We start from the raw sequence: 21,339 nt of genomic DNA on the forward strand, positions 1-21,339 counted from the left end.
ACCGATATGAATAAAGGACAGAGGCATATACGAATTCGGGATATTATTGCCAATCATGAAATTGAAACACAAGATGATTTAGTCGATTTTTTAAAGGATGCAGGCTATAATGTGACACAAGCAACAGTATCACGTGATATTAAAGAGCTTCATCTTGTGAAAGTACCTTTACAGGATGGACGCTATAAATATAGCTTGCCCGCAGACCAACGTTTCAATCCAATACAAAAATTACACCGTGCGTTAGCCGATGCTTTTGTCAGCATTGATGGTGCATCACACTTTTTGGTAATGAAGGCTCTTCCTGGTAATGCCAATGCTATTGCATCACTACTTGACCATTTAGATTGGCCTGAAATTTTAGGTACTATTTCTGGAGACGATACTATTTTAATTATTTGTCGTAACGAAGATGAGCGTGAAAATACAAAAAATCGCTTATTAGACATGCTGTAAAATAGCAGGGTAATTTGATACAGAGGTGACAATTTGTGTTAAGAGAGCTTAGTATTCGAAACTTTGCCATCATTGAGGATTTAACAGTTAGTTTTTCAGATGGTTTAACAGTTTTAACAGGTGAAACGGGTGCAGGAAAATCAATTATTATCGATGCCGTGCACTTACTTGCTGGCGGCCGAGGGAATTCCGAATTTATTCGTCATGGAGCTAAAAAGGCAGAATTAGGTGGTTTATTTCAAATTTCAAGTTCTGGGCATCCTGTTTATAAGAAACTTGAAGAGGCAGGCATAGAAATAGAAGAAGATACCATTATTTTGCGCCGCGATTTAAATGATACTGGAAAAAGTGTTTGTCGAGTAAACGGAAAACTTGTGCCATTATCTGTACTACGTGATATTGGGTCTAGCCTCATCGATATTCATGGACAGCATGAAAATCAAGAGCTTATGGATGAGAAGCAGCATATCTATTTACTTGACCATTTTGCTGAGGAACAACTGACACCTATTCAAAATTTGTACAGTTCTAAATACGAAGAATATCGTTCATTAAAAAAAGAATTAGCTTCGATTTCGATTGACGAACAGTTAATGGCGCAACGTATTGATTTGTACCAATTCCAAATGAAAGAGCTGGAGGATGCCAATTTAAAACTTGGCGAGGAAGATGAGTTATTGGATGAACGTCGCCGTTTAATGAATTTCAATAAGATTTTCGAACGCTCGAGTGCTGCATATGAAGCTATTCAAGGTGATTCTAAAGGCCTTGACTGGATTGGCAATGCGATGGGTGCATTAGAGGATGCTGCGACAATTGACGAGCAATTTAAAGAAGCATCGGAAACTGTCACGACTGCATTTTATGCATTACAGGATGCTGCTTACCAGGTCAAAAATGTATTGGATGAATTAGAATTTGATCCGGCTCGATTAAATGAAGTTGAGCAACGTTTAGCCTTAATACAAAATTTGAAGCGCAAATATGGTTCAACAGTTGAAGAGATTTTAGCGTATTACGATAAAATTAAAACCGAGTTAAATGAGCTTTTAAATCGAGACGAAATTTTACAAGTAAAAGAACGAAAAGTATTGGAAATGGAAGCAGTATTAAATGAACTTGCTGCAGAACTTTCTACTGTTCGAAAGGACGCTGCACATAATTTAAGTGAAGCTATTATGGCCGAACTACGTGAATTACATATGGAAAAAGCAAAATTCATTGTTAATTTTGATGAATTGCCTTACTTTGATGCAAATGGGAAAGACCAAGTAATTTTTTATATTTCTACGAATGTAGGCGAGCCGCCAAAATCTTTACCGAAAATTGCTTCTGGTGGAGAATTATCGCGTATGATGCTTGCGTTAAAGACGATTTTTTCATCCTCAAATGGCATAACATCTATTATATTTGATGAGGTAGATACTGGTGTAAGTGGTCGTGTAGCACAAGCAATCGCAGAAAAAATTGCTGCAATATCTGTTAATTCTCAAGTTTTATGTATTTCGCATTTACCGCAAGTGGCTGCGATGGCCGATCATCACTATTTTATTAAAAAAGAAGTCGAGCATGATCGAACATTTACGTCATTGCTGGAAATAGATACGAATGCTCGTATTGAAGAAATCAGTCGCATGATATCTGGAGCGGAAATTACAGATTTAACTTTGCAACACGCCACAGAGCTTTTAAAAATGGCTAATGCACGAAAAAAACAAATGAGATAGCAAAAGAATCCAGAAACATTCGTTGTTTCTGGGTTTTTTCTTTTTGCGCAAATATTTACCGCTTATAAGAACGCCACAAAAACACATAGTAAAAAGACAAAAACAAAAAGGAGGTGTCGTATGTATCGTCGTTGGCGTCAATTTGTCATTTTGCCTATGCTCATCGTTTTATTATTCATGCCCGTAAAGGCTTTTGCCGCAAAAAAGCTAATTCCGATGGGCGAAGCAATTGGTATTCAACTTCAGCTTTCACATGTATTTGTAGCACATGATGTGCTGTTAGCTTCCAATCAGTGGATGAAAGGAGGCGCTGTAATTGAAAAAATTAATGATATTACAGTAAAAACACTTGTAGATGCCAAAAAAGCTGTTGCTCGGCAAGGACAACAGAAATGGACGATAAAAAGTGAAGGAAAAGAAATGACACTTGATTTACAGGAGCAAGAAGCAGAACATGTTATTTCCTTTCTAAAAGATGAAACAGATGGAGTAGGAACATTGACATACATTGATCCAGAGACAAAAAATTACGGTGCATTAGGCCACCAAATCGTTGATTCAACGTTACAAGAAGCCCCTATTTTCCATGCTGGTTCCATTTTTTTAGCTTCGATTCAACAAATTCGTAAAAGCATACCTGGTCAGCCTGGCTATAAAATATCCTCCATTGAAAAACACCATAATCGATTAGGGAGTATCGATAAAAATACGGTTTATGGAATTTTCGGCCGTTGGGAAGACGGTTATCAACAAAGTTTGCCAAAAGCAATTGAAATTATGCATGAAAAGGATATAAAAACAGGGAAGGCTGAAATCTATACTGCGATTGAGGGCAGTAAGGTAGAAACTTTTTCAATTGAAATTACCAAGGTTGAAAATGAACGCCTTGAATTCATAGTAACTGACAAAAAGCTCATTGAAAAAACAGGTGGTATTTTGCAGGGGATGAGTGGCAGTCCTATCATTCAAGACGGTCTTTTTGTAGGTGCAGTTACACATATGTTTGTGGAGGAGCCAAAAAAGGGAGCAGCGCTTACAGTAGCAGAAATGTTAAAAAAATCATCTTAAACGAAGGAGCTGCCAAAAAGGTAGCTCCATTCTTTCATAAAAATATCTTGTTCATCAAGTATTTCGTTTATTTATGAAGTGATTAGCGACACTTTAAAAAAACTGTAGTTTTATCTCCGTTTTTTCACTAAAATAAATGATATAAGCATTCGAAGCTTTGCAGGTATTTATCATAACTTGTCGATATAAAAAGAAAGTATCGGACTACATACTCATTTTTGGAAATTGAAAAGGTTTTTAAACCAAAAATGTCGAAAATTCCAAAGTGTGCAAAAATTGCATTAGGGGATAGGTGACGCTTTGGGGTAATTCAAAGCACAGTTCAAAAGGAGGAATTTAAATGACAAAGGTTAAAGTAGCGATTGCAGATGATAATCGTGAGTTGTTAAAAACGATGGAGCAGTATTTTCAAGGGCATCCTGAAATTGAAATAATTGCAACTGCTTCAAACGGGAAAGTTTGTTTACAAATGCTAGAAGAATTCACACCAGATATTTTGCTTCTAGATATTATAATGCCGCACCTTGATGGGTTAGCTGTTTTAGAGTCGATGTATCAAAATGAACGAATGTCATCAATTCAAGTTATAATGTTAACTGCTTTTGGCCAAGAAGATGTGATGAAACAGGCTGTAGACTTAGGTGCATCCTATTTCATGCTAAAGCCATTTGAATTTGATCAATTGGTTCAAAAGATCTTACATTGTGCTGGGCAGAAGGCTACACTTCCTAAAAAGACAAGTGTTTTACAACCAGCGGCACCTCAAAAATTAAATCAACATCAATTAGATAGCACGATTACAGCCATTATTAAAGAAATCGGCGTTCCTGCTCATATTAAAGGTTACTCTTATTTGCGAGAAGCTATCCAGATGGTGTTCGAAGATATCGAGTTATTAGGCTCTGTGACAAAAATTTTATATCCAGAAATTGCTAAAAAATTCAATACAACGCCATCACGAGTTGAACGTGCGATTCGTCATGCCATTGAAGTCGCGTGGAACCGTGGCAATTATGAATCGATTTCGTCGATGTTTGGTTATACGGTACATCATTTAAAATCGAAGCCGACAAATAGTGAATTCATCGCCATGATTGCAGACAAGATTCGCATCGACATGATGGCGAGTTAAGGTTAGAGCTACAAGGGATTACAGGACTTATAGTTGATATATTATAGATTTATTTACCGATAAATCACTTTTTGAGCCTTTAAATATAAGCGGGTAAGTATTAACGCACACTCATTTGTTGAGTTTACGGAAATTCGATTGATGGAGGTGTGTTTTTTTTGCGTAAGATCTATTTGATTACAGTTGGATCCCTTTATATTGCATTGTGAGCTAAACATCTTTCACCAAAAACCATTTTATGAACAGACCTTAATGCTATTCAGAAATTTCATGGTACAAGAGTTCAAAATTGAGGATGCAGGGAAGGTGAAATTTTCTCATGTTTGACAATACATCATTACTTCCGAGAGCGGGAAAGTACGCTGTTTCAAAAGCCTATGTAGGATACGACAATAGCGAATTATACAAGGATTTGAAAGTATTCTTTAACTTTTTGAAATCTTAACTTGAGATAACAGTTAATCCAATGTAAACAGTAGAACAGATTAAGCCAAAGCATAAACAGAAAAACTGCTTCCAAATTAAATTAATGCTTGGTGCTTACAATCTTACAAATTTCAAAACAAAATCTATTCTTGTCAAAAATACTAAGTAAGGACATAAATTAAAATATCAGTCGTTTTAAGACGTTGGATACAACTTTGAGATAGAAATTTCAAATTCATCATATCTATTTCCTACAAGCAGAGGAACAAGATTATATGTAATAATTTTGAAGCTACAGTGAGAGTTTAAGTGTTGGTTTATCTATTCATCCAAATTTAACTACGAAATAACGTCAAATGTTACCTCATTGAAGAAAATTGTGATTTTGTGTATATCGCAACCTAATTTTGAGCCAATTGTTAACTGAGTCAGTGAGCCACTTTACACTGTCTGTCTTTTCCGGAAGAACACCTCGGCTAGTGGCGGGCATGATACCCTGGTGCGGGCGTTAAATTACTGATACAACGGCTTTTAAGTGCGAATTATGCCCGTAGAGGCTCCATGTAAAGCCCACAGAAAAATATGCTGTGACATTTAACTTGTCCACTGAAATGGACTGACTGTTCAATTGTGAAGTGGCTCACTTTTCATTTACGAAATACAATTTTGCAACGTTGAGTAGAATTAGAAAGCTTTGAGATTGTGAAAACAGTTAAAATTGAAAGCGATAAAGTACAGGACAAAAAACTGTATAGATAACTCGACTAAGCGAGTATAAACAGGCATTAGGCTTAGTGCGTTCTCATATTGTCCTAGTGACGATGTGAGAAATTGCAATAGAAAATAATAGAAAATCATTGAATAAAAAAGTCGTTAGTGCAGGGAACACTAACGACTTTTAATAAATATAACTACTGTAAAGCAAAAAGCATACACACCAATGTAAAGCTATTTTCAGCATATTCGAAAAAAGATTCAATGTCTAGATTTATCTAAGTGTGCTTATTTTCGGTAGTCGAACGTGAAAGTCTAGTAACATGTTTTCAAACTAAACTTGACAGGTTTGTACGATAGCTTAAGTAATAATTATCGTTTGGACTCTATGTAAGCGTTCCTTGTTTCGCTTTGAGTGAATTGGTGGTGACTCCGTTAAAGGTCAGGAGTGGAAGGTCTGAGTGGCTAAGCTACGCTACGCAGAACACATCATACAATATAATTTAAATATGTTCCATAAAATAGTGGGATAAGTATTTATGGCGCTTGTCAGGCTAGCTAATTGGAATTATCGGGGGCAGAAGCGGATAGTAGATGTGTAGAACTGAAGTTCAGGTTTAAACAGGGTAAAAGTAAAAGATACGGGTTCAACGAATGAGGATTAATGGAGCTATGAAGTGTGTCTGTCTTTTTCCTTGAAGTTATTTGAAAACAAGGCAGTTACTTTTGAACGATTGACAAGCATTAAATGCTCTTAGGGCGTAAATGTGTACTAAATTGGTACAGTATTTAGACCCTAGTCTATAAGAAATGTACCAATTCGGAACAGTTTTTAGATAAGAGTGTCTAAAAAGTATACTTAATTGGGACACATTATAACAAGTTTAAAGAAAGAAACTATTGTAAAGAAATAAATAGGGTTAAAGAAAAAACTATTGACGGGCTTGCGTCCTAGTTTACTTGCATAGATTAATTTTGATTGAACAAATGAGTTTTATGGATTTCCAAAATATATTCTTTATTACAAGACGACAAAGACGAGATTAAGTCAGAAGGAGAGCAGTTAATTCTAGTGATTTGATGGCGAGGATGAGTACCATTCTCTCGGGGGAAGTAGTGTATGTACCTATTTTTTGTAGATGTTTTTTTATGAAAAAAGTATTACTAATATTTTTGTGATGATAATATTTCGATAATTAATTTCGGGAAAAGAGTTGGTGAAATAATATATAATGAGAACTAGAGAACAATAATTACGATAAATTAAAAGGAGCATTTTTAATGGATTTAAAACAAAAAATAGAACAACACAAATTAGGCAAATATGACTTAGCAACAGAGCTGATAAGCATGGGCGCAAATATTAAATATGATTTGTCCTTTCATTTGGTGACAAAGTATATGTACAGTTACATGAAGACGAAACGAAAAGCAAAGGCAGAAGTTGCAGAGGATTATATAGCAATCTATATCAATTCGCTACAACAACGATACGCAAAGTATGTGTACAAAAAGTATCTGTCAAATATTGAGAGAACACATGATGACATGAAAGCCACAGACTATATTTATTACTATTTGTCACAGATTGGCGAGTATTATCACGTTGATGACTTTGATAAGATACCTGATAAATTGTTGAAGCAAGTAGAACATGAAGAGTTTTATGAGTGCTTTAACGACATATTAAGGGTATTACCGTATGTCAAAAAAGAAAAAGCTGAAAAGATTGCTGAGACAGTTGAGCCTTTAAAAAGAGTGTTAAATGAAATTATCCCTAAAGTCGATACAACGAAAACGGACAAAGAGATTGTAAAGTATATCAATCATGGTATTAACAAAAAAATATATCGTGAGATTGCTAAAGCAACAGGTACTAGAGAGTTTAATATAGATGGAGAACGTTATTTTATCAATCAAAGTGATATGAAGTTACTCAAAAATCAAACAAACTTTCGTAAGATATTTAAGTTTGATTTCTTAAATTTGTCGGAAAGGCAAAAGGAATTTACAAATAGGTTGCTAAATCACTTGCAACTGGCTTTGGACAGCAAGCTAACAGATGTATTTACATTTAACCAAAATGGCGAAATTATCGACTTTAACAAACGCCACTTTGCTAGATTGATGGGGCTGGAGGAAAGCAACTTCAAAAAAAGATTAAAGCGTGTTCAGGATAAGTATGACTCTTGGAGATGACCTGAATTCAAAAGTCACACTTTTCGCGTACAAACTGTTCCTTATAAGAGGATAATTTTCCTCTTGAATTTTTGATTTGTTGAGGTTTTACTAGAGCCTTAATATAATTTCAGAAATAATCAAAAAATTGATAACTACTGAACGTATTTATCACCATTGTTTGAGGGCTACTAATTGTAGTCCTTTTTTTATTGGTCATTATTCAAATCTTTAACTGAGCATGTTCATATTATCTATTGAATGAGTGACAGCTTGGAACACGACCTGTGAAGTCTTATGAGCGCAAATAATTCAATCTGCTGATTCAGATGGAGATTTTTATGAGTGGTTTACTCATAACGCTCAATATGACGTTCTAAGGGTCTATATGGAGTGATGGACAATTAAGCCATGAGCAGTTGCTTATTGGCTTTTTTAGTTTGTAGAAATACGGAAAATATCAAATCAGAAGGAGATTATTAATGGAAAATTTACAAACAGCAGAAGCCATTGAAAGAGAATCTATTGAGGTTACTGAGGAAGTTGAAGTAACTGAACAGGAACAGAATGTAAATCCGTTGGAACAAGAAAAGCAGGAGCTACAAAAAGAAACCAAGCGTTTAGAGCGAGAAAAAATTGAATTAGAAAATCTAAGATTACAGCTACAGCTTGAAGAACGAGGGTTTGGTTTTGCAAAGGAATTTGTAGAGACGTTTGGTCTTGCTAAAACGCCAATAGAAAAAGTTGACGCTCTAACAGAGTTAATAAATGAAGTAAAACTTGATATGGGCTTTAAGCCTAAGGAAGTTGCTAAGCAAGATGACTATACAGCTCACAAGAAAAATGGTGACGCTAAAGGCATGATTGCTAGTAAGTTCACAAAAATATTTAAGTAAAACAAATTAACGGGAAGAAGGAAATTATTAATGTTTAAATCACAATCATTTACAGAATCAGAACGCGTTTCATTAGCAAATGAGATTGCAGTAATTGGGGTTCAGGCAACACCCTTTACATCATTACTTATGGCTAAAGGCAATATTGAAAAAGCACTTAGCACTGTGTACTCCTGGCGAGAAAACTCACTATCTAATGATGAAGATATTTCAGCGGTTGAAGGAGCAGACACAACAGTATTCTATGAATCTGCTAGAGCGGAACTAAGTAATATCCTTGAGATTTTCAAGAAGGGTGTTCAGGTATCAGGTACAGCAGAAGCAATGCAATCAACTCAGTTCTCAGCAGAAGTTGCTGACCGTTTACTAGAGTTAAAAGTTAACATGGAAAAGAAATTTATTAATGGTCTTAGAGCAGATGGTTCAAAAACACCGTTTAAACGCCAATTATCAGGTCTAATTGAAATGGCTGATGCTACTAATGCTGTAACAGCTCCGATTGATGAAAATGCAATTAAGCAAGTTATGCGTAATCTTTGGAATCAGGATTTAGCAGAAGGTCAAGTATATGCCTTTGTAAATGCTGATATTAAAGAAAAAATTGACGCTATCTATAAGGATAACTACTCTTACAACCATGTGACAACATCATTTGGCTTACTAGTAGATGAAATTAACACTAATTATGGTTCAGTAAAATTTGTTTTATCAAAACATGTTCCTGCTGACAAAGTTGTGTTCTTCAATGACACTTATGTTGATGTAGCATATTTGCGTGAGCCACACTTTGAACCACTTGCAAAAACAGGTGATTCAGTGAAAGGTCAAGTAATTGCAGAAGCAACTTTAAAGGTTGGTTCAAAGAAAGCAATTGCAGTATTAACACAGGGTTAATAATCCCTTAGACACTCTCAGAAATGGGAGTGTCTTTTTCAATTCATTTCATGAAAATTTTTAACTAGAAGAAAGGAAGTAAGACCTTGACACAAATAGAGCTGTTCTTAATGCGTAGACGGAAGCAAATTAGGCTATCTGATATTGCTAGGCACATTGGTTGCTCAATCGCTTTGCTCTCAAAATATGAGAATAACAAAGTAGCTATGGAAGCAAACAAAGTACAGAAATACAAAGAATTTATTCTGAAAAACTAAGTGTTCAAATAAGCAGATAGGAGTTTATAAAATGACAAACTTAACTGAAAAAGACTTTTTCTTTTGCTTCACAAAGAAACTTTCAATCTATCTAAAAGAAGAAGGAATTTCTTATATCATAAAAGCTAGAAGCATTAAGGATAATGCGATTTACACAGTATATCAGAAAACTGATGAACTACAGCGAGCATTAGATAAATATAAGAAAATTAACTAGGTAGTTACCAAGAAGGTGACTTCTTTTTTATAATAAAAATACAATCACACAGGAGTTTTTACATGATGGAATTTATTATGATTAACAATCAACTTATTTCAGATGGAAATGAGTTTCAACTAACACCGCAGGAGCTATATGTCTATTCGTTACTTTCAATAAGTAGGGACTATAGAGAGGATATTTATATTTCAGCTTCATTGCTTCATGCCAAAGGACAAATTGAACTTGCAAGCAACAAAAAGCGAGCAGTTAAAGCAATCAAAGATACTCTTATTTCTTTGAGAGATAAGAAGGTCATTAGATTTACTAGTATTGATGGTGAGCTTGTGGGTGAATTTAATGCTAATGACATTCTTATTGCTGAATTAGTGGAATTTGAAGATATAAGCCATACACAACTTAAATTTGATGTGTTCAATGAACTTACAGACATTCGCCAATTATATGTATATCTTACTACCTATAGATGGGCAAACAGTGAGAATGGTATTTTTACTTGTTCTAAATCACGTTGGGCGATGATTTTAAATTGTTCAGAGTCAACAGCAGTCCAAGCTGTAAATGAAACAATTGAAGCAGGTCTAATTCACAAGAATATTGGTGATTACAACGATACAGGTAAGCAAAACACCAACCAATATAGAACAACACCTTTTGAAGATGATGAAATTACACATCATTCGTTTAAGAAAAAGTATGCTGAAAAAGTAGTTGAAGAAGAAACAGACCTAGAGCATATCACTGTAGAACAGTTGAAGGAAACAGAGCAGCGATTCAACAAATTTAAAGATGAAAATGGTGAAGATGTATTCCCTATTGAACAGGATTATGTTGCTGTTTTAGACCTGCGAAAACAAAAAAGAGAAGTAGGTTTAACTGACATTGAAAAAAGAGTCTTGAGAGCAGGGGAAAACCGCATTAAGAAACTGAAAAAACAAGACTATTTAATAGATGAGTATGGCAATGAGTTTAAAATTGTTGATAGACATATTGAAAATGCAAAACTTTACATCCAAAACAGGGATGAAATGAACACTGAATATCACTAAAAGAGAGGACTGATATTTATGGATATTTACAAAGCACTTGAAGCAGTTCCATACAAGAAAAGGGAATACTTTAAATGGAGGTTTGACCTATATGTTAATCGCACTGAAGAACTCTCAGAAGAAGCATTGTGTCAAAAATTAGATGTGAAAACATTGAACCACATGAAGAAGTGGGAGAAATCTTCTGAGTATCTGATGTTGACTAATTTGTATCTTGAATCACGCATGGCGAATGATTTAGAGCAAATTTATCAAGTCACAGCAGAAAGAGCCACTGAAGGTGATGAAAAGGCTATTAAGCTTTTATTAGACCTTCAAAAGCAGGTCAGAGCATTTAATAAAGAGTTTAAGGCTACTCAGGTCTATGTGCCACAAGAAAGCAATGCTTATGATGAATTGGTGATGTAGCACATGGCAACTAAATCAAATAAACTTGAAAAAGTTCTTAGTGAGTTCCCACTTTTTGCTAAGAACTTTATTTTTATTACAGACAACGAAAATCAGGTCATTAAATTTGAAATCAATGAAGCACAGCAAGAAATTGAAAATCTTATGCTAGGGAATCGCTTTGTTGTGATTGGTAAAGCAAGGCAAGCAGGTATTTCAACATTTGTGCTAGCTAGGGCATTATGGAGAGCATTAACCAAGCCTAACGAAAATATCTTAATTGTGAGTTATAAGGGTGATTCAGCAAAAGCGCTTTTTGAAAAGTTGAAGCAAATGAATGACGCTGTTCCAAGAGAAAAATTCCCTAATGTATTCCCGAAGGTTCGCAGGGATAACAGAAGCGAGCTATTGTTCACTAATGGTTCAAGAATATCAAGTGTTACAGCGGGGAACAAAGATATTGGGCGTGGTTCAACATACACCTATGTTCATTTATCTGAGTTTGCTTTTTATGCGTCACAGGAAACTCAACTACTCTCGGTTGAACAATCCCTTGCAAAAGGGGCTGAGAGCCAATTAACAATTGAAACAACCTCCAATGGTACAAGCAACCATTTCTACCGCCTGTATATGCAAGCCCTCAAAGGTAAGTCTAAGTATGTTCCTTATTTCATTCCTTTTTACCACAAGCTATACAAAAAGCAATTTGCCCATGACTATGATGAAGCTGAGCGTTGGTATAAAGCGACCAATGGTGGCAAGCGTCTTGCTTCTGAAGGCTTAGAAGAAGATGAAGTAGCCCTATATACAGCGGGGGCAACCTTAAGGCAATTAATGTGGAGAAGATGGAAGGTTCAGGACATGGAAAATGAACAGCAGTTTATGCAAGAGTACCCCTCAAATCCCTTTGATTCTTTTGTTTCTACAGGTAGAAGTGTATTTGATCAACATAAGGTATTAACTAGGCTTTCTTATGCAATTGAGCCGTTACCTAAAAATGAGGTGCTGTCAGAAATACCTGAGAGCGTTCGAAAATACATTGGTAAAGGCTTAGACCTTTTCAAATATCCTGAGCGCAATATGAAATATTATTTTGGAGTCGATACAGCGAGTGGCTCAGGAAATGACTACTCAACAATTACTGCATTTGATTCAGAAGGACATCAAGTCATAAGTTTTTACCATAATAAGATTGCAGTCTATGAATTTGCTCAGGTTATCTATGACTTGGGGATTTTTTATAACTATGCCTTTTTGACAGTGGAACGCAATTCATATGGTTTACCTGTTATTGAACGCCTACGCAAAGAGCGTGGCTATCTTAATATGTATAAGATGAAAACCTTTGATGAACGAGGAAAGAAGAAGTTGCAAATAGGCTTTATCACTTCTGAAAAAACAAAGGCGATAATGATAAGTGATATGAAAGAGCAATTTGAGCTTGGACTTATCAATATCGAATGTAAGACAACCTTACAGCAAATGCAGATGTTCGTTGAAACAAATGGTCGCTTAGGAAATAAGCGAGGAAATAGTGAATTGCACCACGATGATAGCGTTATTTCAACAGCATTGGCTATTCAAGGCATGAAAATAAATAAATGGTATGTATAGGAGAATCGCAAAATGGAAGCATTTAAAAAGTATCGTGATAGTTTAAACAAGCATAATTGAGCAACGGTTGTCCAATGAAAAGAATAAGTTAGGTTTTGAGAATGAATCTCATAGAAGGCGATTAAAAGAGTGTTAGAAGGAGATTGCTTTTTCTTTAAGTGCAATGTACCTAAAAGAGATTCCTTTTGTTCCTGTTGAAACTATTGAATATAAGCGGAAGCAATTGGCTCAACTAGAGAAAGCTATTCGATAGTATTCAAATCCTTTTGATTTAAATTATTCTATACCATTTGCTATTAAGGTAAAGAGAAAATGATATATGAAACAAATTTTGGTTAGAAGGATTCACAATAAAAATATAATTGTATTAGGTACTGATAAGATGAACAACAATAAAGAATTAGTTTTAGATTGCATTAAGATATTTCTTTCAATAGTGAGGATATAATTAAGTACCAATTGGTAAATGTATAATTTAGATGAAGATGTTTGAGAAGTAATATTATACGCTAAGCATATAAGAGCGCAGACAGAACAGGGATTTTTATCAAACTTAAAGTGTATCAAGACAGAGATTGGTACGAGAGATAGTAGTTTCAGTCATACTCATTCAGGGTGTGGCATTTTATTTTTAATAAGAAAGGAAAAAGAAGATGGACTTATATAGATTTTTACAATTAAAGCACAAAGGTAATCCCACTTGGTTCTTAGAGGAAATAAACTCTTATGACAACCAAGTGCGTTTGCAGGATGTGTTTAGTAAGAAAAAATATTTAGATGGTCAGCACAAGATACTACAACGTGATTCATTTAAGTACAATGGTCAGTTAATTGAGCCACGCAAGATTGTGATTCAGTTGGCTAAGACTATTTTGAACTTCCAAACGCAATACCTGTTGAAGAACAGTGTTAATATCATTGGAGTTGAGAAAATGGTTGAGCAATTTTTGAAAGTAAATAAGCTAGGTCGCTTTGATGATAAGAATGTTATTATCCTAAACAAATTAATCAAGTTTGGTCAGGTAGCTGAATACCTTTTCATTAATGCTAAAGGGAGAATTGATTCAAAAATTATTGACGCAGAGGATGGTACACCTGTGTTCAATCATCATGGGGAAATGATTGCCTTTGTTGAGCATTATGTCTTTGATGGTATTGCTTATTATACAATTTATACTGATAAGTTAGTCCAAGAATGGTCAAATGAAGGTGGAGAATTAAAGCTAGTTGCTCAGTATGCTAATCTAAGTGGCTTACCTGTCCTATACAAGACTAACAATGAATTTAGTGATACAGAAGGTCGCTCAGAGTTAGATGATTATATGGGGATATTGGATAACATGGAGGATGTATTATCTAAGTATGTTGACAGCATGTATAAGTTTATGAATCCTATTCCTGTTGTGGTTGGTCAGCAACTTAAAGACTCGTTGCCTACTAATATTGTTGGTGGAGGCTTAAACCTTGATGATGGTGCTGACTTCAAAATGGTAACTAACCAATTAGATTCAAAGTCTTTTGAATTAGTCTACAAGACGCTACAACAGGCTTTATTAGATGTAAGTTCAACGCCTGCTGTTTCCATGAACAAAACTGATGTAAGCAATCTATCCGAGGTGAGTATTAAGTTGCTGTTCTCATTAGCAGATACGAAAGCAGGATTAAATGAAACATACTTAAAGCAGGGCTTTTATGAGCGTTGGGAAAAGGTTTGTAAGCTGTTGAGTTACAAAGGGGTTCATATTTCAGAAGATGATTTTATGACGCTTGAGTTTAACTTCCAATACAACACTCCATCTAACCATGCTGAGATTATTGATAATATGAGTAAGCAACATGCAATGGGCGCTTTAAGCGCTGAAACAGTTCTTGAGCAGTCACCTTACGTGAATGATGTTGCACTTGAGATGAATCGAATACAAGATGTGAAACCATTTGAACAGGTAGAACACAGTAATCATGATGGCTCAAGTCACCTTGCTGAAAAGGTATCATAAAGATGGATAAAACAGGTGTCTATATTTAAAGGAAATCATAAAGATTTTTATTGTATGTAGGCGTTTTTATTTTGGTGAAAAATAGTGTTTTTTCGGGTGTGGAGAGTTGGAGAGAGTATGTCCAAATTTTCACGCCTGTTACAACAATTGTATTGGAGGTGAATGAACAATGGAGAAAATGAGTTTATTCACTATCCTAGCATTGACAGTAACATCATTATCCTTCCTTATTGGTGGGTGGCATGTATCATTGACTGTTCTTGTTGCGTTTATGGTCATTGATATTGTTACAGGCGTAATGGTGTCATTTGTGCAAAAACGTCTATCCTCAAAGGTTGCTTTTGTCGGCTTCTTGAAGAAAGCCACTATTATGATTGTAATAGTCTTAGCGAACCTATTAGACGTACTTACAGCGTCAGGTGTGCCAGTCTTTAGAACAATGGCTATTTACTTCTATATCGGCATGGAAGGGTTGTCTATAACTGAGAATCTAGTTAGGATAGGTGTACCGTTGCCTAAAGGGATAAAGGAACGGCTGATGCAGTTAGCGAATGAGGAAAATGAACAAAAATATTAATATATTAAATCGTTGTTTTTTATGCAAGATTTTCAATAGCCTTACAGATATGTAGATGGAAGAAACCTTGATGTATCAATGTCGAATAAATAGCATTTCTGTAAAATTTAAAGAATGTTGTTGTATCAGTGTTTATTACTTATTCCAGTTTACATAACTAAGGTTATTGGAAGTTGAAATTGAATATAAAATGAATTAATTGGAGTGATTATCGAAAATGAACAATTTACAGCGCTTACAGTTGGAAACAAAAGGTATAGACCTTGAGCAGAATGAGTTGATGATGTATCTTGCTGAAAACGGTCTTGATGCTTATTCAGAGTACAATTCGCAGTCTATGACAGACAAGAAGGCAATCTATTCTACTGCTCTCGGTATGCTTGAATCAGTAGCTAACAATCCAACACTGATGAAAGCCGTAAAAATAGATGATATGACAGTCAGTGAGTTCCACGAGAACCTAATGAAGCGTATTGACCAATTAAATTATAAGGTTAGAACCATGAGAACTGAAAATAATAACTCAGATGTGTTCATGCTGTATGTGTAGGTGGTGGGTAAGATGAAACTATTTGATGCTGAGACACTCACAGAAACGTTTTCAAGGCTTGTTCAACCATACATGAAGAATGAGTTGACTGTTACTCCAAGCACAATAGAGGGCTTTATGTCAAATGCTACGCTGTCAACTAACAGCACGTTTTACTTTCATTCCTTGAACGAATTCAAGCGTGGCGATTACTTTACTATTAACGATAGTTACTATCTTGTGACAGGTGATGTAGTAGTTCAGAGAGGGTTCAAATATAAAGCCCTAGTGGAATATTGCAACTATGTCATTGAGCCAACTACTACTGTAAAAATCAAAGTAGGAACTGACGCTATGGGTAGACCAATCTACAAAACAGAAACAGTTATAGATCGCTCTGAGCCTGCTGTGATTAGCTATAAGGAAATGACAGTGGATGAAGATTCCATTGTAATGGCTACTAAAACGCTTGTTATCAATGTGCAAGATAACGCTAAGAACCGAGAGGGATTCCAAGTGAATAGTACACTAGCAATTCATGGGCGAATATATAAAGTAATTAACGCTGAGATTGTAAAGGTTGGGCTGATAGAGTTAAAGGTTCAGTCAGAAGATGTATTGCTTCCACTTTTAGATGGTAAATAACGATACCCTTATTTGAGTTTCTTCTATATATCCCTTACCAATTTTTACACGCATATAAAAAAATATGAAATATTATTCTGTAATTATGTATATTATGGTAATATATAGTTCTATAATATATTTAGGAGTGGTAGTTTTGGAAGAAAAAGAAATAGTTCAGAAGTCACTAGAGGAAAGATTCAATGAACAGAATAAGAATAAACAATCAAAAGCACCATATACGCTTTTTAGTGTTATAGGTTTTATTGGCGCTATCGTATCAATTAGCATGGGCTTTTATAAATTGTGTATTTATGAAAACAATGATAGTTTTAGAAGCTCTAGTAAAAATGTCTACGTTGGCGGTGATGCCTATAACTACATTATCAACGGTACATATGCAACAAGTTATTTTGTGTTAGCGGTAGTATGTATGGTATTTGCTTGTTCAATGTTAATCTTAAAGAGTATTAATCAGAATAAATAGGAGTTTAACTTTAATGAAGAAAATTACTGTAGGTTTTTTATTAGTGATTACAGCTATTTTTATTAGCGCCTGTGGAAATAAAAGCAATGCACCTGAAAATGTACGTGAGGATGTATGGAATAATGGAATACAATTTGCTATCTTTATGAAAGATACGATTAATGAAGAAAAAAATATCGAAGGATTCCATGAAGCTTTCGAAGATTACTTTACAACTTATAAAGAAGATGCAACAGAAGAAGAAAAAAAAATATTAGATGCTTTGAAAGCTACACAGCTTATTTATGGTGTGACTAAGGCGATTCAAAGTGGAGGTGGTTTTGCCACTGATGAAGGATTTAATGAAATGTATAAACATGTAGAAGAAGCGATAGGGGTTTCAAATTTAGAACATAAGAATTATGATAAAGAAGCAATGAAAAAGACGCTTTCAAAATACGAATAGATATTTAATTAAGAACATTAAAAAGGTAGGGCAATTGCTCTGCTTTTTTTTTGGAGAATTTTATCTTAAGGGTAGTAATTAATTTGGTAGGAGTAGTGGTATTAAAATTTATATAGAAGATAGTATATAATGTGAAACTATTTAACTACCAATAAATAAATGAAACTTTAGTTAAATAAAGTGTTCGAAAACCTAGATATATCAACATTTCAATTTTAAATTTGTATTATCCCTTAAGACAAATAGTGAATTCATCGCCATGATTGCAGACAAGATTCGCATCGACATGATGGCGAGTTAAGGTTAGAGCTACAAGGGATTATAGGACTTATTTAGAGAGAATTCATTGGATTTATACCGACTAATTACTGAGATCATATAACTTAATGTTAATTAATTGAATTAAACTATGAAACACATTCATTTATGGGGAATTCCCATTCATGGAAGTGTTTTTTTGGAGTTCTATATTATTTTTGGGGGTATTCATACAATTACACGCATAAAAAAAGCACAGATTCACTGATTTATATATACTTGAATTGTCGAGAAACAAGAATAGGAAGGTGAACTGTGCAAATGAATTTTAACATGAATATCCCACGATTAAAAAGAATGTAGAGATTACCAAAAGTGACGAAACGGAATGCATATGGCTTTCGACGCTGCGATCACTTTTTAAATTTGAAGTATAAAAAAATCGGAGTTCATTTGGGTTAGTGTGCTAAAAGATGACACCCCGACATTTGACTAAGAACCAATTTAATTTGCGAAGAGGAGCGATAATTTATGGATTATTTTTTAGGAATAGTAAAGGAATTTGATATACCTACAATTACAAATGAAACTTTATTGACTAATGGAAAAACAGCTTCAACCTTTTTATTGCATACAAAAACTTCGGAAAAATATATTTTGAAATCCGTTGATACGAAAGAGCAGGCTTATTTTGAATATAAACTTATACAACATATTAGAACAAAAAATAAAAACATTGTGAGTGAGATTTTAACTTCAAAGTTTGATGAGCCATTTACTCAAATAGATAAAATTTTATTTCAAATACAGATTTACGTACCTTCAGTAAACGAAAAAGCTCCTTTGCAAAAGGTTTTAAATACTTATCAGATGTTACAAGAATATTTAAGGGATTTTCATTATGAACCAGCGCGTCATAATCGTTTTGCATTAGATAGGTTATGGATAGATACAAAAGAACTTTTACATGAAAACTTACCAAAAATTTATGATGAACTATGCCCATCAATTGAAAAATTAATGGTGTTGGATCATAATCAGACGAATTGGATTCATGGAGATTTAGGTACGTGGAATATTTTATTAACTGCTGAACGTAATGTTTGCTTCATCGATTTTAGTGAGGCACGGAAAGGACCTAGATATTTTGATTTAGTAGCAATTTTTGCGTCATATTTACCTCAGAATTTAGAGGAAATTGATACATACACTCAAGTATTTTTAGCAGAATATGAAGTTTCGGTTAATTTGAATGAGTTCTACCAAACGTTAGAACTTTGGTATGTTAAAGGAATTTTAAGTTTATTGAAAGTCGATACTCAATCAACTAAAGAGCACATCCTTTATTTTTATAAAATTATTAAATATATAAGAAGCTTATAGCAGTTCTGACTACAGCGGATTAGATTCTGTGTCATATACCGGTTACTCAGCGCTTTTCCGCAAAGGCGAACGCGTTTTAACTGCGCGTGAGAATCGGGAATACTCGGAGGGGAAAGGTGGAAACGGCTTTGGCAGAGGAATAGTTATCTCCGGCAATCAGTTCACCGTCCGTGAAGAAGTTGACATCGAAAAGATTGCGTATCAACTAGCGAAATTAATCGAAAGGCAGGCGACACAAGTTGGATAAAAACCGTATTGAGTTTTGGTTAAAGGATTGCAATGAGTTTTGGTAGATGAAACCATATTTTTTCGATTTCATGTATAATTAAACATAAGATATTTTAAGTAAATAAGGAAAGTAAAGGTGATTAGGGGTGATCTAGATGGTTAGTTTGTTTGCGTTTATTTGTATTGTTGTAATGCCGTTCTTAGGGATTGTTTTTTGTTTAAATCTTGTAAATATAATTAGAAAAATTAAGAATGATAAAGAAACTAAAGTAAACACTTTTTTTCTTACCCTCTCATTCGTTCTTATCATATGGTCTATATCAGTAATGATTATTGTGTAATATAACGGGCAGGTATTTGCTTTTATAGCGGTGCTTGCCCTCTTTTTAAAGAAGGTGATTAGGTGATACTCGGAAAATGATTCTAGAAACCGTATGTGGTATCAGTAACGTAGCGAAAATTTTAACGCCTTTTTTAGACAGTTTGCGCCGACTGTTTAAGAGGGCGTATTTTTAATGTCTAAAAATCAAAATTGAACGTATATGTGGGATTGTTCTGTAAAAATCTAAATGTACTTACTTTTTTAAGCTGCCTAACCTGACGTTTTATGCTAATACACGTAGGTAAAGGTTAACTGCAGCAGATTTACATTGAATTTATGGAAAAATAATCTCATATTTTAAATGAAGAATGGACATTTGGAGGAGGAATTAAAATGGGTTTATTTGATGGGATAATAGGTAATGCAAGTGAAGTAAATCTAGAAAAATTACGGGAAGAAGTTAAAGATTTATTAACACCTCACGAAACAATTAAACATGCCTATAAAATTATAAGAGACACTTTTATTTTTACGGATAAAAGACTTATCTTAATCGATAAACAAGGAGTAACTGGGAAGAAAACGCAATATCATTCAATTCCATATAAGAGTATTCTTCATTTTTCAGTCGAAACTGCGGGAACGTTTGATTTAGATGCAGAGTTGAAAATTTGGGTTTCAGGTAGTGAATTACCGATTCAGAAAAACTTTAATAAATCAACTAACATCTATAAAATTCAAAGTGTGTTAGCGGAATATGTATTAGGAAAGTGATAAATATAACTTCTTTCAGCAAAAGTCTCACATCTATTGGTGGTGAGATGAATGTTTAGTTACTTTTCAGCGGGTATCCACCTGTACCTGTCGCTACCAAAACACTTGCTGAAAGAAGTAAAGCCTCCGGCGGATGCCATGGAATCGGAAAGTAGTTCTTGGTGAAGCATCGATTCCAGACGCAATTATGCCGAAGCATAATTGATCGGTCAACAATACTGTGGATCGTTTATCTTTGCTTGAACGTATATAATTATATTGGGTGATAACATATGAAAAGTGTAAACTTACAGCTTGACGAAAATAACTCGTTAGAAATAACGCAGATAGAAGAAAATTTATTTGAGATGCGACTTGGAATTAATGGAAGCATTAGTGTGTACTATATGACACGTGAACAGCTCCTGAATTTCGATCAACTTGGCGCTCATATTCGCATTGAGGCTTTTCTAGAGAATGACTCGTAGCTATATTTTAACTCAATTCGAAGCCTATATGAGTAGTTGATAAATGGTTTTCAAGACATATTCATTTAGTATTGAAGGCCTAATGTAGGTTTATGAAAATTAAGACAGATACATTAGTATTATTTCAATTTATTAAAGATTTTGTGAATTTCCTGATTATTAACGGTGGGATTTATTCAATTCGTGAAAGGGAATTTTTGAATTTGAGTAAAAACATACCTTTTTATAGT

20 protein-coding genes are annotated in these 21,339 nt (G+C 34.4%); all 20 read left to right on the top strand.

Annotation, left to right across the window (positions count from 1 at the left end; all coding sequences use genetic code 11):
• The first annotated feature begins 6 nt into the window (after nucleotides 1–6).
• The 20 genes from ahrC (at nucleotide 7) to ACIPKN_RS13075 (ending at nucleotide 21,109) form a co-directional block, all read left to right on the top strand.
• Nucleotides 7–456 (top strand): transcriptional regulator AhrC/ArgR, encoded by a 450-nt coding sequence (ahrC, locus tag ACIPKN_RS12980; RefSeq protein ID WP_053483721.1) that lies wholly within the window; start codon nucleotides 7–9, stop codon nucleotides 454–456.
• 35 nt (nucleotides 457–491) lie between these two features.
• A complete protein-coding gene (gene recN, locus ACIPKN_RS12985; protein ID WP_400936577.1) occupies nucleotides 492–2,183 on the top strand; it encodes a DNA repair protein RecN in 1,692 nt (563 codons plus the stop codon).
• A 120-nt stretch (nucleotides 2,184–2,303) separates the two neighbouring features.
• Entirely contained in the window at nucleotides 2,304–3,251 is a 948-nt protein-coding gene (locus ACIPKN_RS12990) for a SpoIVB peptidase S55 domain-containing protein (protein ID WP_142507166.1), read from the top strand.
• Nucleotides 3,252–3,591: 340 nt separating this feature from the next.
• The gene (gene spo0A, locus ACIPKN_RS12995; RefSeq protein WP_053483724.1) at nucleotides 3,592–4,383 is read left to right on the top strand and encodes a sporulation transcription factor Spo0A; all 792 of its coding nucleotides are present in this window, start codon (nucleotides 3,592–3,594) and stop codon (nucleotides 4,381–4,383) included.
• 2,421 nt (nucleotides 4,384–6,804) lie between these two features.
• Nucleotides 6,805–7,722, top strand: a complete 918-nt coding sequence (locus ACIPKN_RS13000) for a hypothetical protein (protein ID WP_400936579.1) — start codon at nucleotides 6,805–6,807, stop codon at nucleotides 7,720–7,722.
• Between the two features lie 461 nt (nucleotides 7,723–8,183).
• A complete protein-coding gene (locus ACIPKN_RS13005) occupies nucleotides 8,184–8,597 on the top strand; it encodes a hypothetical protein (protein WP_400936581.1) in 414 nt (137 codons plus the stop codon).
• A 30-nt stretch (nucleotides 8,598–8,627) separates the two neighbouring features.
• Nucleotides 8,628–9,491 (top strand): SU10 major capsid protein, encoded by an 864-nt coding sequence (locus ACIPKN_RS13010; protein ID WP_248716386.1) that lies wholly within the window; start codon nucleotides 8,628–8,630, stop codon nucleotides 9,489–9,491.
• A 288-nt stretch (nucleotides 9,492–9,779) separates the two neighbouring features.
• Nucleotides 9,780–9,965 carry a DUF5659 domain-containing protein gene (locus tag ACIPKN_RS13015; protein WP_132356652.1) on the top strand — a complete coding sequence of 62 codons (186 nt, stop codon included), beginning with the start codon at nucleotides 9,780–9,782 and terminating at the stop codon, nucleotides 9,963–9,965.
• A gap of 62 nt (nucleotides 9,966–10,027) precedes the next feature.
• The gene (locus tag ACIPKN_RS13020) at nucleotides 10,028–11,017 is read left to right on the top strand and encodes a hypothetical protein (protein ID WP_400936584.1); all 990 of its coding nucleotides are present in this window, start codon (nucleotides 10,028–10,030) and stop codon (nucleotides 11,015–11,017) included.
• An 18-nt stretch (nucleotides 11,018–11,035) separates the two neighbouring features.
• Complete coding sequence (locus ACIPKN_RS13025; protein WP_248716384.1) at nucleotides 11,036–11,425, top strand: hypothetical protein; 390 nt, start codon at nucleotides 11,036–11,038, stop codon at nucleotides 11,423–11,425.
• 3 nt (nucleotides 11,426–11,428) lie between these two features.
• Nucleotides 11,429–13,018, top strand: a complete 1,590-nt coding sequence (locus tag ACIPKN_RS13030; RefSeq protein ID WP_400936586.1) for a terminase large subunit domain-containing protein — start codon at nucleotides 11,429–11,431, stop codon at nucleotides 13,016–13,018.
• Nucleotides 13,019–13,671: 653 nt separating this feature from the next.
• Complete coding sequence (locus ACIPKN_RS13035; RefSeq protein WP_400936588.1) at nucleotides 13,672–15,015, top strand: phage portal protein; 1,344 nt, start codon at nucleotides 13,672–13,674, stop codon at nucleotides 15,013–15,015.
• A gap of 169 nt (nucleotides 15,016–15,184) precedes the next feature.
• Entirely contained in the window at nucleotides 15,185–15,592 is a 408-nt protein-coding gene (locus tag ACIPKN_RS13040; RefSeq protein ID WP_132356647.1) for a phage holin family protein, read from the top strand.
• Nucleotides 15,593–15,809: 217 nt separating this feature from the next.
• A complete protein-coding gene (locus ACIPKN_RS13045; RefSeq protein WP_400936591.1) occupies nucleotides 15,810–16,142 on the top strand; it encodes a hypothetical protein in 333 nt (110 codons plus the stop codon).
• A gap of 12 nt (nucleotides 16,143–16,154) precedes the next feature.
• A complete protein-coding gene (locus tag ACIPKN_RS13050) occupies nucleotides 16,155–16,766 on the top strand; it encodes a hypothetical protein (RefSeq protein WP_400936593.1) in 612 nt (203 codons plus the stop codon).
• A 136-nt stretch (nucleotides 16,767–16,902) separates the two neighbouring features.
• Nucleotides 16,903–17,232, top strand: coding sequence for a hypothetical protein (locus ACIPKN_RS13055; protein WP_323655084.1), 330 nt, complete (start codon nucleotides 16,903–16,905; stop codon nucleotides 17,230–17,232).
• Nucleotides 17,233–17,245: 13 nt separating this feature from the next.
• Nucleotides 17,246–17,677 carry a hypothetical protein gene (locus tag ACIPKN_RS13060; protein WP_400936595.1) on the top strand — a complete coding sequence of 144 codons (432 nt, stop codon included), beginning with the start codon at nucleotides 17,246–17,248 and terminating at the stop codon, nucleotides 17,675–17,677.
• Nucleotides 17,678–18,466: 789 nt separating this feature from the next.
• The gene (locus ACIPKN_RS13065; RefSeq protein ID WP_400936597.1) at nucleotides 18,467–19,318 is read left to right on the top strand and encodes an aminoglycoside phosphotransferase family protein; all 852 of its coding nucleotides are present in this window, start codon (nucleotides 18,467–18,469) and stop codon (nucleotides 19,316–19,318) included.
• Between the two features lie 943 nt (nucleotides 19,319–20,261).
• Nucleotides 20,262–20,642, top strand: coding sequence for a PH domain-containing protein (locus ACIPKN_RS13070; protein ID WP_132356642.1), 381 nt, complete (start codon nucleotides 20,262–20,264; stop codon nucleotides 20,640–20,642).
• Between the two features lie 272 nt (nucleotides 20,643–20,914).
• Nucleotides 20,915–21,109, top strand: a complete 195-nt coding sequence (locus ACIPKN_RS13075; RefSeq protein WP_400936599.1) for a hypothetical protein — start codon at nucleotides 20,915–20,917, stop codon at nucleotides 21,107–21,109.
• Nucleotides 21,110–21,339: the final 230 nt, after the last annotated feature.

Origin of the sequence: Lysinibacillus sp. NPDC086135 (genome assembly GCF_044746345.1) — a bacterium.
In the GTDB taxonomy this organism is placed as follows: Bacteria; Bacillota; Bacilli; order Bacillales_A; family Planococcaceae; genus Lysinibacillus.

Coding starts and splice junctions, on each gene's coding strand:
- ahrC (WP_053483721.1), top strand. CDS start 7: ATGAATAAAGGACAGAGGCATATACGAATTCGGGATATTATTGCCAAT.
- ACIPKN_RS12990 (WP_142507166.1), top strand. CDS start 2,304: ATGTATCGTCGTTGGCGTCAATTTGTCATTTTGCCTATGCTCATCGTT.
- spo0A (WP_053483724.1), top strand. CDS start 3,592: ATGACAAAGGTTAAAGTAGCGATTGCAGATGATAATCGTGAGTTGTTA.
- ACIPKN_RS13000 (WP_400936579.1), top strand. CDS start 6,805: ATGGATTTAAAACAAAAAATAGAACAACACAAATTAGGCAAATATGAC.
- ACIPKN_RS13005 (WP_400936581.1), top strand. CDS start 8,184: ATGGAAAATTTACAAACAGCAGAAGCCATTGAAAGAGAATCTATTGAG.
- ACIPKN_RS13010 (WP_248716386.1), top strand. CDS start 8,628: ATGTTTAAATCACAATCATTTACAGAATCAGAACGCGTTTCATTAGCA.
- ACIPKN_RS13015 (WP_132356652.1), top strand. CDS start 9,780: ATGACAAACTTAACTGAAAAAGACTTTTTCTTTTGCTTCACAAAGAAA.
- ACIPKN_RS13020 (WP_400936584.1), top strand. CDS start 10,028: ATGATGGAATTTATTATGATTAACAATCAACTTATTTCAGATGGAAAT.
- ACIPKN_RS13025 (WP_248716384.1), top strand. CDS start 11,036: ATGGATATTTACAAAGCACTTGAAGCAGTTCCATACAAGAAAAGGGAA.
- ACIPKN_RS13030 (WP_400936586.1), top strand. CDS start 11,429: ATGGCAACTAAATCAAATAAACTTGAAAAAGTTCTTAGTGAGTTCCCA.
- ACIPKN_RS13035 (WP_400936588.1), top strand. CDS start 13,672: ATGGACTTATATAGATTTTTACAATTAAAGCACAAAGGTAATCCCACT.
- ACIPKN_RS13040 (WP_132356647.1), top strand. CDS start 15,185: ATGGAGAAAATGAGTTTATTCACTATCCTAGCATTGACAGTAACATCA.
- ACIPKN_RS13045 (WP_400936591.1), top strand. CDS start 15,810: ATGAACAATTTACAGCGCTTACAGTTGGAAACAAAAGGTATAGACCTT.
- ACIPKN_RS13050 (WP_400936593.1), top strand. CDS start 16,155: ATGAAACTATTTGATGCTGAGACACTCACAGAAACGTTTTCAAGGCTT.
- ACIPKN_RS13060 (WP_400936595.1), top strand. CDS start 17,246: ATGAAGAAAATTACTGTAGGTTTTTTATTAGTGATTACAGCTATTTTT.
- ACIPKN_RS13065 (WP_400936597.1), top strand. CDS start 18,467: ATGGATTATTTTTTAGGAATAGTAAAGGAATTTGATATACCTACAATT.
- ACIPKN_RS13070 (WP_132356642.1), top strand. CDS start 20,262: ATGGGTTTATTTGATGGGATAATAGGTAATGCAAGTGAAGTAAATCTA.
- ACIPKN_RS13075 (WP_400936599.1), top strand. CDS start 20,915: ATGAAAAGTGTAAACTTACAGCTTGACGAAAATAACTCGTTAGAAATA.